The organism is Brevibacillus sp. AG (assembly GCF_028369215.1).
In the GTDB taxonomy this organism is placed as follows: Bacteria; Bacillota; Bacilli; order Brevibacillales; family Brevibacillaceae; genus Brevibacillus; species Brevibacillus porteri.
Genome location: NZ_JAQMYO010000001.1, coordinates 787,369 through 802,182 on the forward strand (window position 1 = coordinate 787,369; position 14,814 = coordinate 802,182).

General features: G+C 48.3%; 15 protein-coding genes. All 15 read right to left on the bottom strand.

What is annotated here, in order from left to right; genetic code table 11:
- Positions 1–91 precede the first annotated feature (91 nt).
- Positions 92–1,675: an acyl-CoA synthetase gene (locus POF51_RS03365; protein ID WP_271753857.1), complete on the bottom strand. Its 1,584-nt coding sequence runs from the start codon at positions 1,673–1,675 to the stop codon at positions 92–94.
- Positions 1,676–1,811: 136 nt separating this feature from the next.
- A complete protein-coding gene (locus POF51_RS03370) occupies positions 1,812–2,720 on the bottom strand; it encodes a branched-chain amino acid ABC transporter permease (protein WP_170831569.1) in 909 nt (302 codons plus the stop codon).
- 97 nt (positions 2,721–2,817) lie between these two features.
- Positions 2,818–3,678, bottom strand: a complete 861-nt coding sequence (locus POF51_RS03375) for a branched-chain amino acid ABC transporter permease (RefSeq protein ID WP_069845244.1) — start codon at positions 3,676–3,678, stop codon at positions 2,818–2,820.
- A gap of 27 nt (positions 3,679–3,705) precedes the next feature.
- On the bottom strand, positions 3,706–4,407 hold the full coding sequence (locus POF51_RS03380; protein WP_069845245.1) for an ABC transporter ATP-binding protein: 702 nt from the start codon (positions 4,405–4,407) through the stop codon (positions 3,706–3,708).
- Positions 4,391–5,161, bottom strand: a complete 771-nt coding sequence (locus POF51_RS03385; protein ID WP_069845246.1) for an ABC transporter ATP-binding protein — start codon at positions 5,159–5,161, stop codon at positions 4,391–4,393. The genes POF51_RS03380 and POF51_RS03385 overlap by 17 nt, the downstream gene beginning before the upstream one ends.
- 12 nt (positions 5,162–5,173) lie before the next feature.
- On the bottom strand, positions 5,174–6,343 hold the full coding sequence (locus POF51_RS03390; protein ID WP_442869502.1) for a substrate-binding domain-containing protein: 1,170 nt from the start codon (positions 6,341–6,343) through the stop codon (positions 5,174–5,176).
- Between the two features lie 67 nt (positions 6,344–6,410).
- Positions 6,411–7,457, bottom strand: a complete 1,047-nt coding sequence (locus tag POF51_RS03395; RefSeq protein ID WP_271753862.1) for a 3-oxoacyl-ACP synthase — start codon at positions 7,455–7,457, stop codon at positions 6,411–6,413.
- Positions 7,454–7,870, bottom strand: a complete 417-nt coding sequence (locus POF51_RS03400; protein ID WP_017248225.1) for a MaoC family dehydratase — start codon at positions 7,868–7,870, stop codon at positions 7,454–7,456. Before POF51_RS03400 ends, POF51_RS03395 begins: the two co-directional genes overlap by 4 nt.
- Before the next feature lie 10 nt (positions 7,871–7,880).
- On the bottom strand, positions 7,881–9,407 hold the full coding sequence (locus POF51_RS03405) for an o-succinylbenzoate--CoA ligase (RefSeq protein WP_069845248.1): 1,527 nt from the start codon (positions 9,405–9,407) through the stop codon (positions 7,881–7,883).
- A 33-nt stretch (positions 9,408–9,440) separates the two neighbouring features.
- A complete protein-coding gene (locus tag POF51_RS03410; protein ID WP_017248223.1) occupies positions 9,441–10,046 on the bottom strand; it encodes a TetR/AcrR family transcriptional regulator in 606 nt (201 codons plus the stop codon).
- Between the two features lie 312 nt (positions 10,047–10,358).
- Entirely contained in the window at positions 10,359–11,255 is an 897-nt protein-coding gene (locus POF51_RS03415) for a C40 family peptidase (protein ID WP_069845250.1), read from the bottom strand.
- 301 nt (positions 11,256–11,556) lie between these two features.
- Positions 11,557–12,183, bottom strand: coding sequence for a fumarylacetoacetate hydrolase family protein (locus POF51_RS03420; RefSeq protein ID WP_069845251.1), 627 nt, complete (start codon positions 12,181–12,183; stop codon positions 11,557–11,559).
- 57 nt (positions 12,184–12,240) lie between these two features.
- A complete protein-coding gene (locus POF51_RS03425; RefSeq protein ID WP_026043053.1) occupies positions 12,241–12,786 on the bottom strand; it encodes a hypothetical protein in 546 nt (181 codons plus the stop codon).
- Positions 12,787–12,920: 134 nt separating this feature from the next.
- Positions 12,921–13,550, bottom strand: a complete 630-nt coding sequence (locus tag POF51_RS03430; RefSeq protein ID WP_069845252.1) for a VanW family protein — start codon at positions 13,548–13,550, stop codon at positions 12,921–12,923.
- Between the two features lie 159 nt (positions 13,551–13,709).
- The gene (locus POF51_RS03435) at positions 13,710–14,756 is read right to left on the bottom strand and encodes an NAD(P)/FAD-dependent oxidoreductase (RefSeq protein ID WP_069845253.1); all 1,047 of its coding nucleotides are present in this window, start codon (positions 14,754–14,756) and stop codon (positions 13,710–13,712) included.
- Positions 14,757–14,814 lie beyond the last annotated feature (58 nt).

Sequence of the window (14,814 nt, forward strand, 5' to 3'; positions counted from 1 at the left end):
TACCTTGCTTCTACTCACATTGTAGGGGATGCGCGCATTTCGTCCCATCGAATCCACTTACAGCAATCTTACAATTTCGTAAGACAAACCATTACGAATGCTGATTTTGCTGTGCCTCGTGCTGCCGCAGCTCGATCCGTCTGATTTTACCGGAGGTTGTTTTCGGCAGTTCCTGTACAAATTCGATTTTACGCGGGTATTTATACGGAGCGGTTAATTGCTTGACATGGTTTTGCAATTCCACGATCAACTCTTCGGATGGCTCATTCCCTTTTTTCAGGATGACAAAGGCTTTTACCACATGACCACGCTCTGGATCTGGACTGGCAACCGCCGCACACTCCGCTACTGCCGCATGCTTCACCAAGGCATCTTCGACCTCAAAGGGACCAATCGTATATCCGCCTGAGATAATAATGTCGTCCGAACGTCCTTCGAACCAGATGTAGCCATCTTCATCCATGCGACCTTGGTCGCCCGTCACGTACCAGTCACCGCGAAACGCTCTGGCAGTTCGCTGTGGATCATCCAGATAGCCTTTGAACAGCGCTACCATATGGCGATCAATGGCAATATCGCCCACTTTGCCTACTGGCAGCTCCGCTCCTTCTTCGTCAATTATGGCGCTCCTCACCACAGGAGATGGCTTGCCCATCGAACCTGGCCTCGGCTCCATGCCGACAAAGGTACCCACCAGCAAAGTATTCTCTGTCTGTCCGTAACCATCTCGCACGGTCAACTGGAATACGCGGCGGAATGTGTCGATCACTTCCCGATTGAGCGGTTCACCGGCCGAACATGCAGAGCGCAAGGCGGACAGCTTGTATTGTTCCAAATCCGTTACTTTTGCCATGATTCTGTACTCGGTTGGCGTCGCACACAAGACAGAAATTGGATATTTTTGCAGAATTGTCAAATAATTCTCAGCAGAAAACTTTCCTTTATAGACAAACGCGGTCGCTCCCAGCCCTAACGTAGAGACAAACGGACTCCAGATCCACTTGGCCCAACCAGGCCCCGCCGTTGCCCAAACCACGTCACCTTCGCGAACGTCCAGCCACTGTGTCGCGGCCACAGCCAAATGCGCAAACGGCCAACCGTGAACGTGCATAACCCCTTTTGGTCCCCCAGTCGTGCCTGACGTATAAGACAGGAAGGCCAGCTCATCCGACTTCGTGTTTACGACCTCAAATTCTGTGTCCTGCCCCTGGAGTAGCCCCTCAAGCGAAATCCAACCTTCTTTCTCTTCGCCCGTCGTGATGTAGTGTTGCAGGGTGGAACAGTTGCCTCTCGTCAGATCAACCTCACTCATTGCTCCCGCGAAGCTGATCACAGCTTTGACTTTTGCATGATTGATCCGGTACTCGATATCTTTGGAACGCAGCATCTCTGACCCTGGTAAAATCACTGCCCCCAGCTTCAGCAGTGCCAAATAGAGGCCATAGGCTAAGGTTCCTCGGGAAACTAGGACGAGTACCCGATCCCCATGCTCGATTCCAATGGACCCTAGACCATTCGCAATTTTATTTGAATATTGGCGCAAATCTTCGTACGTAAGGATATGTTCCTGATCTTGTTCATCCAGCTCCCAAACAGCTCGTCTCTCCGGATGTTTTCTCGCCCATTCGTCCACCTGGGCAGCGAAGTTATAGTTCACTGGAATGTTCAGTTCCATAGCACATCTCCACCTTTTCTTAGATTGATGAATAATAATTCGACATAACTATAATTCTCCCCTTTTTCTTTCGACAAAAATGGGACAAAAAAAGGCCAACCTTTTGTATGGGTTGACCTCCTTTCTTTCATTCCTATCACTCTACTTGCTCCGTGATTGTTGCTGCCTGAACGGAACGCTGTTTTCTTTTTTCCCTCCACTCTTGAAAGCTGCCGACAATTCCGCTCGGGAAGCAGAGCACGACCAAAATATAGAGCAAGCCTAGGAAGATGACCCATCTTTCGAAAATCGGATGAAGCTTCGCCAACTCTGTCAGCCCGTGATGCGCTAACTCCACGATCCCTGATCCCAGAATGGAGCCAAAAAGCGTTCCCAGCCCACCGATCATGCTCATCAAGAGCGCATCCAGCGTCGTTTCAATCGAAAATACTTGGGTGTTCACAAAACGCAGCATGACCGCGTACAAGCCTCCACTAATCGCAGCAACCACTCCTGCGACGATGCTGACGATTACCTTATAATGAAGAATTTGATAGCCTAACGCTTCCGCACGTTGTTCATTTTGACCGATGGCTTTCAATACCTTGCCGAGTGGAGAGTGCGTAAACGCCCGCAAGATGACGAACAGCATGACCATTAGGATCAGGCATACATAGTAAAAGGACAAACGGTCACGAAACAGCTCAGGCACCGGAAAGGTGAAGCCATCCCCTCCCATCGTCAGTGAGCGCCATTTTTCTGCCAATACGAATAGCAGCTGGGAAATCGCCAAGGTCAGCATCGCATAAAAATGACTTTTCAATCGCAACGACAGCATCCCGATCACGTAGCTGAGAATACCGGAGAGCACGATAGCAACGAGTACGCCAAGCAAGAAATAACTGATCGTCGCACCAAAGTTTTTCAAGAATAAAGACACAGAGTACGCACCTATTCCGAAAAACATACAGTGTCCGAATGAGACGATCCCCGTATAGCCGAGCAATAAATCAAAGCTCATCGCAAAAATCGCAAAGATAAAGATTTGGGTAAACATGATGTACATGCTTCGCGAGTCTGAAAGAAACGGCAAAACCGCCAAAGCTAAAAACGCAAAAAGAATAAATCGATGGTTCAACAATCCGGATGTAGTCAACGCATGATCACCCCTTCGCTCCAAACAGGCCGGATGGTTTGATAAGCAGCACTGCCAGCATCAGCAGCATGTTCACTGCCAGTGAAAGCTCTGGAACGAAGTAAGCCATAAACGAGCCAAGCACTCCTACTAAAAGCGCCGCAATCATAGAGCCTTGAACGCTTCCCATCCCACCGACAATGACGACGATGAATGCCAGAATCGCATACTGCATACCCATTTCCGCAAAAATAACCCCTGAATACGGTGCCAGCAGACTTCCTCCGAGTGCGGCCATGCCTGCCCCCAGCAAAAAGACGAAAGTAAACACTTGTTTAATATTGATGCCGAGTGCCTGCACCATTTCCTTATCGATCACACCCGCTCGGACGATCAAGCCTAGTCTGGTTTTGGTTAATAACAGGTGCAACCCGACGTACACAACGATTCCCACTGCGATGACAAACAAGCGATATGTGATCAGTATGATGTCGCCAAGCTCGATGCTCCCTTGCAAATAATCTGGTAATACTGCCCGAATAGGATTGGGGCTCCAAAACACTTTGAGCAATTCACTTATCACGAGCATCCCGCCCAATGTCACGAGCAGTTGCTGAATGTGATCACCGTACACAGGACGGATCAGCACGCGCTCTAACACGAAACCGAGCAGCATCCCGATGACGACAGCACCTACAATGGCCAGAAGAAAGCTATCCGTCAATCCGAAAAGCCATACACCAGCAAAAGCTCCCCAGGCAAACAATCCACCGTGGGCAAAGTTCAACACACTCATTAAGCCAAAGATCAACGTAAGCCCGGAAGCGAGCAAGAAAATGAGTATGCCTGTCGCCAGTCCATTTACCAGCAAATTAATCGCGACATCCATTTCATCCTCCCCATCCCTGTAATACGCTCAGGCAATGCCCAAATATTTTTGTCGCGTATCTGCATCATCCTTCAACTCCTGCATCGCGCCACCGCGGACAATTTTCCCTTCATCCATCAAGTAGTACTGCTCGCCGATCATGCTCGCCATCATAAAGTTTTGCTCGACTAAAAGCACAGTCGTTTTCTGCTTCATCGATTCGATGTGAAACATGAGCTTTTCAACCATGATGGGTGCCAGTCCCTTGCTCGGCTCGTCAATTAACAAGAGTCCGTTGCTGTTCACATAAGCTCGTGCAATCGCCAGCATTTGCTTTTGACCTCCGCTTAAGTGCCCGCTTTTCTTTTTCCAGTAATGACCCAGGTCAGGGAATAGATCCAGCATCCACGCGAGCTTTTCTTTTTGTTCGTCGTCATTTTTTTGCATGGCGAGCCGGAACGTCTCTTCTACCGTAAAATCATGAAAAATCCCTTGATTCTCGGGCACATAGCCAATCCCCTTACGCGCGATGGAATAGGTCGGCAGATGCCCGATTTCTTCTCCTAAATAGCGAATTTGGCCATGACGGATCGGGGCAAGCCCCATGATGGAACGAAGCGTCGTTGTTTTGCCCGCGCCGTTTCGTCCAAACAGGACAGTAATACTGCCTGCTTGCACGGATAGCGAGACTCCCTGCAAGATGTGAAACTGGTCGAGGTACGTTTCAATGTGATCAAGTTGCAGCATCATGCTTATACAACCCTCCCAAGTAGGCAGACTGCACCTGCTCATTTCGCATCATGTCAGTCGGTGTCCCCTCAGCCAATAGCTCTCCATGAAATAGTACGACCATGTGATCGGAGAGTGATTTGACCATGTCCATCTTGTGTTCGATTAGGATGATCGTGCACGAATTGCTTTCCTTAATCGATTCGATCACCTTCAATACAGCTGGGACTTCCTCCAGTGAAATCCCCGCAGTCGGTTCGTCTAGTAAGAGAACATCCGGACGCAGTCCAAGTAGCATGGCCAGCTCCAGCTTTCGTTTCTCCCCATGCGCCAGTAGGCTTGCCAGCACATCCGCCTTTTTCTCCAGCAATACCAGATGCAGCAATCGCTCAACTTCCTCAGCCTGTCGCATCTGATCTGCCTGGGAAATCCACAAACGAAACCGAACTCCCTGTGCGGCTTGCACGGCCAATCGAATATTTTCCCGCACCGTTAGCTTGGGAAATAGGTTTGTCAATTGAAACGACCGTCCAATACCCAATCTCGTTCGTGCTGCTGGGGGCAAGTGCGTAATATCTTGCCCCTTGTACTTGATCGTTCCTTGCGATGGAGTAAGCTGCCCACTTAACAAGTTAAACAATGTCGTCTTTCCGGCTCCATTCGGTCCGATGATCGAAGTAAATCGCTGCTTCGGGATATTTAGCGATACCTTGTTTATGACTGTTTGCTCCCCGAATGCTACGCTTACGTCAACCGTTTCCAACAAGTAACTCATCACACACCTCCTCTACTTCTGGTTCCTGACAGGTGGTGCTGTCTCTTCCATCGTCATCTCCCTAACGAGTACAGGGACCGGATGATCGACTCCATCTTTTTTCTCTAGCTTGATCGCGTACAACGTTTGCAGTGCCTGATGGTCCTCGACCCGGAACTGCATCTGGCCCTTCGGCGTATCAAAGGTCATGCCTTCCATCGCAGTAATCAACTTCTCCGAGTCTGTATCGGCGTTCGTCTTTTTCAGCGCTTCCACAACTGATACGGCTGCCGTCATCCCGCCTGCCGTAAATAAGTCAGGAATCTCGCCGTTAAAACGCTTCTTGTGCTCATCGATGAGCCAATCGTTCATTTTCGTTTTCGGGAGCGAATGGTAATACACCGAGAAGCCTTCCATTCCGATCATGGCCTCCATCGTTTTCAAGGCAGCGATATCAGGTGCTCCCGTAGACACCTTGATGCCTTTTTGCTGAACCTGCATATCTTGAAGCTGTTTCCACGGGGAGTTCGAGCCTGCCCACGTGATGAACACATATTCGGGTTTGGCGCTAATGATTTTTTGGATGTTGGCTGTAAAATCAGTCGTGTTCGTGTCCACGTATTGTTCTTCGATAATAACAGCCCCTAATTTTTCAGCTGCAGTCTTAAAGGCTTCAATCCCTTCTCGACCGTAGGCGTTGTCTTGGGCCATCGTCGCGATCTTCGTTCCTTTGGAAGCAATCGCCGCAGCGCCAGCAACTGCGTCCTGCGAAGAATTTCGACCTGTGCGGAAAATGTATCTGTTCCAGTTTTTCCCGGTGATACTATCTGCTACAGCCGGTTCTACGACCATGATTTTTTTGTACTCTTCTGCCAGCGGAAGGACAGCTAGCGTATCGCCTGAACTCGAGGAGCCTACGAGAAAATCTACCTTGTCGGTTTCCAGGAGCTTCGTCGCTTTTTGGACGGCGACATTCGGCTTCGTCTCTGTATCCTCAACGACAAACTCGATCTTTTTGCCAGCGATCTCTCGCTTGCCCTCTGTTGCATAATCGAGTCCGAGCTCAAAACCTCTTACCGTCTGCTTGCCGTAGCTCTCCAATGGCCCCGTAAGCGAAGCGAGTACGCCTACCTTGATCGTATGACCACCACCAGATGAAGCGCTTTCATTTTGGCTGCAACCAACAACAAGCACGACAGACATCGCTAGTGGGAGCAACATTTTCCAACCTCTTTTTTTCACGCCGGTTCCTCCTCGAAAGTCATAATGTTCATTGCGATTCGGCTAACCATTCCAGCACGGTTGCAGCCCACGTATATCCAGTTCCAGCACTGACAGCTACGACAATATCCCCAGGGGCAAGACGTCCCTCTTGTTGTGCGACATGTAGTCCAATACACGGATCGAGTGCAGACAAATGCCCGTAATGATCGAGATAGACGGCCTGCTCCTCGCTAAGTTGCAAACGTTCCAACAGCTCTAAGAACATCGAACGCTTTGTGTGCAAAGGAAGCAGCAGCTTCAAATCCTGCAAGGAACGATTGCTTTTTGCCAAGGCCTGCTCTACCACATGGGCAAAGTTCGGTATCGAGATGGGATCCAGTCGTTCTTTCATATCGCTCGGATTCGGCACATCGATGTAGTGGAGTCTGTTTTCCACCGTTTCATGACTAGGTTGTAGCCTCGAGCCTCCTGCGGGTACCCTAATATCATCGTGAAAAGAACCATCGGTAATGACACAGCTGTGGAGAATTCTACTCTTTGTAGCACCACGCTTTACGAGAGCCGCTGTCCCCCCATCTGCAAAATTAAACATGAAGCGTGAGCGAGGATTGTCGTAATCGACGATTTGTGATTCTTTACAGCCAGCAACCAGCAAAATGTTTTTAATGGTTGCATCTGCCGTCAACATATCTTTGGCAACCTTTAAGGCGATTGGAAAGCACGAGCTGACGTTCATCATCTCAAAACCGTATGCGTTTGTCGCTTTTAGTTCGTATGTAATCTTCGGTGCGCTGGACCATACATAGTAATCTTTGTGCGGACTGCCGAAGTAAATAATCACGTCAATCTCAGATGGATCGATCACCGAGCCGGTCAGTTGTTGGGCAGCGAGCACAGCGAGGTCTGATGCATGAAGCGTGTCATCTGCGACATGCTTTTGGTATAGACCGAATTTTTCGATAATAACTCGCGTGGGGATTCCGGTCTTTTCAGCCAATCGCTCAGCTGTTTCTACTCCCTCAGGAAAAAATACGGACGTCGCTTCCACTCCGATAGTCTGCTCATGGATCGTATTCGCTTCAAGATGATTCATACTTTCGCTCCTTCCTTCGGTACGAGCATCGTCGCTGTTCCAGTCAGAACTACTTTTCCATGCTGATTCGTGCATTCCGTAAGCAATCGGATCATGCCTCTCTCTTCCTGATACTCTAGCACAGTGGCGGTCGCGGTGATTGTGTCTCCGATCAATACCGGAGCCGTAAACTGAATGGTCTGGTCCTTGTAAATGGAACCGATGCCAGGCAGCTGCATCCCGAGCAATCTGGACAACATGCTCGCCGTCAACAGTCCATGTGAGATACGCTGACCGAATCGCGTGTCTTTTGCGTACTGTTGGTCGATGTGCACCGGATTGTAATCCCCACTCATTCCCGCAAATAGAACGATATCTGTTTCCGTAATCGTTCTGCTAAAAGATGCTTGCTCCCCTATTGCAAATCTCGCCATACGAATCACCTCATTGCGTAATGGAATCGCTCTTCAATCTGGTCAATGCTTGTTTGACGATTTTCCCTGTTGCATTGCGTGGCAGTTCGTTCAGAAACACGAATGACTTCGGGATTTTATACTTCGCCAGTCTTTGCTCACAGTGCGCTTTAATGTATGCTTCCGTGATGACTGCACCTGATTTGGGCACGATAAACGCCTTTGCGACCTCTCCCCATTTTTCATCGGGTACACCGACGACTGCGGCTTCCTGAACGTCATCCAGCTCACCGATGACCTGTTCCAGCTCCAGTGGATAAATGTTCTCCCCGCCTGAGATAATCATGTCTTTGCGCCTTCCTACGATATAGGCGAACCCTTCTTCATCAAAACGTGCCAAATCCCCTGTGTACAGCCACTCATCCCGGATGGTCTTGGCTGTTTCTACTGGTTTGTTCCAGTATTCCTTCATCACATTCGGACCTTTGACGAGCAGTTCTCCGATTTCGCCATGACCCACGTCTTTTCCGTCATCCGAGATCAGACGGACTTCACAAAACATGACGGGCTTACCGATTGAGCCGGCTTTTCTTTTTGCATCTTCCTTCGCAATCATAAACACAGTAGGAGATGTTTCTGTTAGGCCGTATCCTTGTCCAAAAGGGAGGCCTCGCTCCTGAAAATGCTGGATGAGTTCCATGGGGCATGGAGCGCCGCCGTTGTAAAACCAACGGACAGAATCGAATGATGTGGTAGCAAATAAGGGACTTTGACGAATGGCTTCATGGATGGCGGGCACACCCATCACGATGGTGACTTGGTGTGATTCGATTAGTTGAATCGCTTTATCAGGGTCGAACTTCCCGGCGACTATGACGCGTCCGCCAGCAAGCCATGTAGGGAAGGCAAACAGTCCGATTCCCCCGATATGAAAGAGTGGCAATAAGACAATCGAGCAGTCTTCTGAGGTGAGATCAAGCGCGGCTACATTGTGTACAGAGTTCCAAAACATATTTTCTTGGGTGAGTACTGCTCCCTTAGGCTTTCCTGTCGTTCCTGATGTATAGCAAATGATGTATGGGTCATCTCCACTGCCATCATCTGCCTCGGTCCTACTGTGCTGGGATGACTCACTCGGGCCATCCTGGCTCCAAGGGAGTTCTCCCGGTTCCAGCCATATCATGTGCGCAACACTGGCCTTCCCCTTGATCAGCTCAATGGTGGCAGCGAACTCCGGCTGGGCACATAACACGCGGATACCACTATCCTCAAACTGATAGTCTAATTCTGCAGGGGTCAAGCGAATATTAAAGGGGACGGCAATCGCACCGAGTTTGGCGATGGCAAACAGAAGAAGCACATACTCCAAACTGTTTTGGGACAAAATGCCGATCCTGTCCCCCTTTTTGACCTGTAGCTCATGTCGTAAATAGTTGGCAAGACATTGCATCTGCTCATTCATTTGCTGATACGTAAGTGATTGATCGTTGGCAATCACTGCGATCCGCGTCGGAGTGATTCGAGCTCGCTTTTCAATCCAATAAGCAATTCCGTGCATGAACTCTACTCCTTTGCCTATAAAATGAATCGGTTACGGCTTGGCAGCAATCCCTTTCATAATCATCGACATGGCTGTTTCTAGCACCTCTTCCGGTACGTCTTCATTTTCCCAGTAAACCCAACGCATCCCGATGAATTGTCCGATCGACATGAGACAATAAGCCAGCGTCTCATGATCCATCTCTCGAAACGCACCTTCGTTCATGGCGTTCTTCAGACTTCGTACGTACCCCGCTGCCAGTTTGGCGTAATACCAGCGATATAGCTCCTGATCGACGAGCGCAGCCTGTTGAATAATGCTGTACATGTTGCGATGATGTTTGATCCAACGAAAAAAGGCCAGAAATCCTAGGCGCAAATTCTCTTCTTGTGTGGTTGCTCCCATGATTGCTTCTTTGATCGTCGAACGAAGCTCTCTGCTCAACTGCCTGATCAATTCATCATAAATGGCTTTCTTCGACTCGAAATAATTGTAAAACGTTCCTTGGGATACCTGTGCATGCTGTGTGATCAAGACGATAGATGCATCATAATAACCCAGCTCGCCAAACACATGCTCCGCGGCATCCAGTATTTTTTTGCGGGTTTCCTGTCCCTTTTTGGTCAAAACAGGGGTAGGCAGACTATTTTCTGACACCTGAATCACCTCTCAGTTTTTATTATATGTATAATTCAGAATATTACAATATGTATTTTTCGCACTCATTCTAGGGAGACTCGTTTTCACAATAAGAAAAGGGACCATAGTGGCCTTTCCCTTTCACTCGACGCGTCGCGAGTTCAGCCAAGGCGGCTGGCCCTTCTTCTAAGGGAATAACTTTCTCTACTCAGTTGGCAATAATTGACGCGAAACAAAAAAAGTGAAGCAGCGTCTTATTATACAAAAGCACATAAAAAAAGCTCCCGTACGAAAGCACGAGAGCGGAGTAAACACTTTGAAGTTGTATGATTAGATAACACGCTTGATTTTCACTGTGCGCTTCTCCCAGTTCGTTCCATCGTACTTGGAGTAAGTCACACCAGGACTACCGTAAGTGTGCAGGATTTTTCCATTCCCTGCGTAAATAGCCACGTGTGTAATCCGATCAGAAGTACTGTTTACCGATGCCTTCATGAAGATCAGATCACCTTTTTGCAGGTTGCTTTTGGAAACAGATTTCCCAACAGTCGATTGCTGACGGGAATCGCGTGGCAGAGTAATACCCGCTTCCTTGAATACACGTTGGGTAAAGGAAGAGCAGTCGAACGTACTGGTTGTGCTACTGCTTGAACCGTATTTGTACTTCGTGCCCAAATACTTTTCGCCATTTTTAATGACCTGATCGGCAGTTTTGCTTACAGGCTGTTCTGGCTTGCTCGGCGTATTCTCTGAGGAATCAATAACACGACGAGCCCCTACAAATTTGTTACTGTACGCCGAGTATTTTTTTACAACTACCTCGTCTTCCCCTTTCGAAGAATAGACGAATTGATCACTGCCTATGTATATTCCCATAAAAGTCGGGCTTCCGCTTCCGCTAGAGGCGAAGAACACCAAATCTCCTGGCGCCACGCTTTTTTCGGATACTTTACTCCCAGTCTTGTACAGGCTAGAGATTGTGCTCCCAATGGATATCCCTACTTGTTTGTACGCATACGTAGCCAGCTCTGCAGATCCGAATTGCTTCGGTCCCTTTGCTTTGTACTCGTAATCCTTCCCGATCAAAGAAGTAGCAATATTTGCAACCTCTGACTGTTTTGAATCTTGTGTCTTAGCGGCCACTACTCCAACTTGACCACCCATTAACAGGGACGTACTCAGCATGACTGCTACTGTTGACTTCATTACCCAATCTCGTTTCGTCACTTTCTTTTCCTCCTTGTCATGTTGTGGCACCCGTCTTGGGTACATGGACAGAATAGCGCAGGAGGAAACAGGAGGATAAGACCGTAAAATTTTCCAATGATGGAATTGGTAGCATGGGACTAGTCAGAAAACAGGGTGCAAAGTAGGCGGTTGCTACCTCTTAGTTCCATGGAACCATAAAAGTTACAAAACGGTATCAAAGGTGATTTTCGTCGCAAAAAACGGCTATTTTGCTGGCCCGAACCCCAAACAAAAACCATCTTCTGCTTGTTTCTGTCAGAAGATGGTTCTCAATTCATACCTATTTCATTTTCGCCGTAAACTGCCCCCAAGTCTCTTCTCCCCACTTGAGAGTGAGGACATCCCCATCTGTAACAGGTCCTACCCCCGCTGGCGTACCTGTGTAAATGATATCCCCTTGATCCAGTCCTAGATGTTCGGATATATAGGCAATCATGGTTTCCAAATCAAAAATCACATCACGAAGATTACCGCGTTGCACTTGCTCTCCATTTTTCAGCAAGGAGAAATCCGTTTGGTGCAGCTCATGAATACCAGGGAAAGGATGAAAAGACGTCAAAATGGCTGAATTTTTAAACCCTTTTGCCAACAACCATGGATGCCCTGCTTTCTTCAGCTCGCTCTGAACATCCCGCAAAGTAAAGTCGATGCCGAGTGCTATTTTGTCAATCATCTCGTCAAGTGTAACTCCAGCCTCATATGGTCTCGCGATGTGAATCACAAGCTCCGCCTCATAATGAAGCTCTCCACGAGATGCCGGAAGCTCAATGGCCTCGCCATTTGCCATTACAAGCGCATGTGTTGGCTTATCAAAGATCATTGGCTTGGTTGGTACATCGTTCCCCAACTCCGCAGCATGCAATCGATAGTTGCGACCGATACAGTAAATATTTTTGACTGACTCCATTTTGTCCTCTCCTTTGGTGCTATCTCTTTTTTCACTATATCATGGCTGCACGGCGTATTACAGCTTGTCTTGTTCGTCCTCTTCCATGTAGTTTCGATAGCCAGGCCAAAGACGGGCATTCCCTCGTGCTTCTACTTCAATCACGGTATCACAAATGGATTCCAACGCACTTTCCAGATCCATCTCGTGCTCAGAGCACCAGGAAAATTCGTAATGGAAAATCACTTGCTGCTCTGTCACTTCGGAGAGGACAAAGGCAAACTGCTGTTGTTGTTCCACGACATGCTTTCTGGCTTCAACCGTCGCTTCTACCGAGAACAAACCATCCCATTCCGCAACCATATATGTAGAAGTAACATCAATCCACAGAGAGGGAGTATCATTCGTCCGCCGAAAAATAACAGAGTCCTCCCGATAAAATCCGTAGCCAGAGGGCAGCGCACCTGAGAGCTTAAATGGGATTCCTACCGGCAAATCCTGTGGCTTCAATGCATGGACAAGTCTCCCAGGCAAAAGATAGCAACCATCCTGCTGGCGATCTAACCGTTCTCCCATGACGAGAACCTCTTGATTGTGTGAATCACCTGTCATCTGAACGAACATCACGGCACCTCCCTCTAAAAACAGTATGGTCAGGAATGCATGACTCAAAACTAAATTACCATCCATTTTTTTCCTGACAAAATACCGAAAAAAACAGGGTTCATCCATAGGATGCCCCCTTTATTCCTTCTAAACTACGCACGTATGATCGCAATCACAACATGTTCGTCATCGTATGATTTTGCTTTGATTTTCACAGGGAAATCATACAAGTTGGTAAATTTAAAATCCATATAGCCATACGCTACTGTGGCATCTTGACCCACTGGTACGTATCCCACTGATTTGCTGTGGTTATGCCGTTCCACCATGATCATCCCCGCTTCAGCAGCTACATTGTAAAGCGTGCTGGAAACCTGACAAATCCCGCCTCCATAGTCATCGACGAGCTGACCATTCTGAATAACGCCGGCCTTCTGCCAACCATCCTCTGGCAAATTCGAATTTCCCACTGTTTCATTGAAAGAAAACACCTGTTGCGGTTTGATTTTTTCATTATGAATCTTGGCCAATGCTTGCTTGATGTTATGTTTACGCGTATCTGTGCTGTCTTTCATCGATGAGTAATAAAAACCGAGAACCTCCTCTTCCTTGAGGTCCATCTTCTCCACATACTTTTCCTGTAACTTTTCCTGCAACTCGATAGCAGGAGATAACGGATCCACTTGTAACGCCATTGCACGCTCAGGCGCGTAGTTCATGCCCAGCGAGAACACAAGGGCCACTGTCGCCATACTGATCGGCCAATGCCGAACTTTCTTCATTTCTACTTCCTCTCCCACATTTGTTGATCGATTGACTGACGCGAAGCTCCCTATTTATATAGCCTGTCATTGTTATTACACCTTGTCTCTAACAATGTAACGTATGGGAAAAGCGGCAATCAACCTGCAAATGTTGGGCTTTTTGTCCTACATCATGTTCTATTCGTCATCCTCATCGATAACCCCGAGGGCTTTGTTCTTTTCTTTAAAGCGCTGGTTATGGGAAGAAACATACGCCATCTGATCTGCTACTGGGTCTATGTGTAATTTTGCACTGTTTACGGCCACAGCCGCATCGGTGAATGCTCCCGCGATCAGCGTAATCTTGCTGTCAAAGCTCGCAAAATCTCCCGCCGCAAAAATCCCTGGCAGATTCGTTGCCAGACGGGGACTGACAAACACGTTCCACTCATCCATGTCCAAGCCCCACTCTTTAATCCCAGTGAAATCGGCCTTCAATCCGTGATTGACGATGATGGCGTCGACATCGATTTGCTCCGTTTCGTCCGTCTCTAGATGACGTATCGTCACTTTATCGATCGTTTCTTTGTCTGAGCTTTGCAATTGCGTGACCGTATATGGGGTGCGAACGATTGCAGATGACTCTTTCATGCGCTTTACATTCCGCTCATGTCCACCAAATACATCACGGCGATGCACGACAGTTACGGACGCTGCGATTTGCACCAGTTCATTTGCCCAATCGACCGCGGAGTCGCCGCCACCTGAGATGAGGACGTGCTTCCCACGGAATGGCTCCAGTTCCTGCACCGTATAATGAAGATTTGTCACCTCGTAGCGCTCGGCCCCTTCGATCTCCAGTTTTGCCATTTTCAAAATACCTCGGCCCAGAGCCAGTATGATCGTGCGCGTCCAATGCCGTCTCCCCGATTTTGCAACGAGTATGTACGTGCCATCTTCTTGTGGCTCTAGTCCAATAATCGCCTCGCCTAGCACGATGGTGGGATCAAATGTCTTCGCTTGCTCCACCAGATTGGCAACCAGCTTTTCACATAGCTGTGGTGGTACACCGCCTACATCCCAGATCATTTTTTCTGGATAGATCAACATTCGTCCACCGAGCTCTTCTTTCGCTTCAATGAGTTTCGTCTTAAGATCTCGCATCCCGCTATAAAAGGCAGCGTACATCCCCGCAGGGCCACCGCCAATAATGGTTACATCAAACAGCTCCAACTGTTCTCCCACAACTACCCCTCCACTGTCTTTCTTGTTTGTTTATGAATCATCAAACGTGATGATGAAA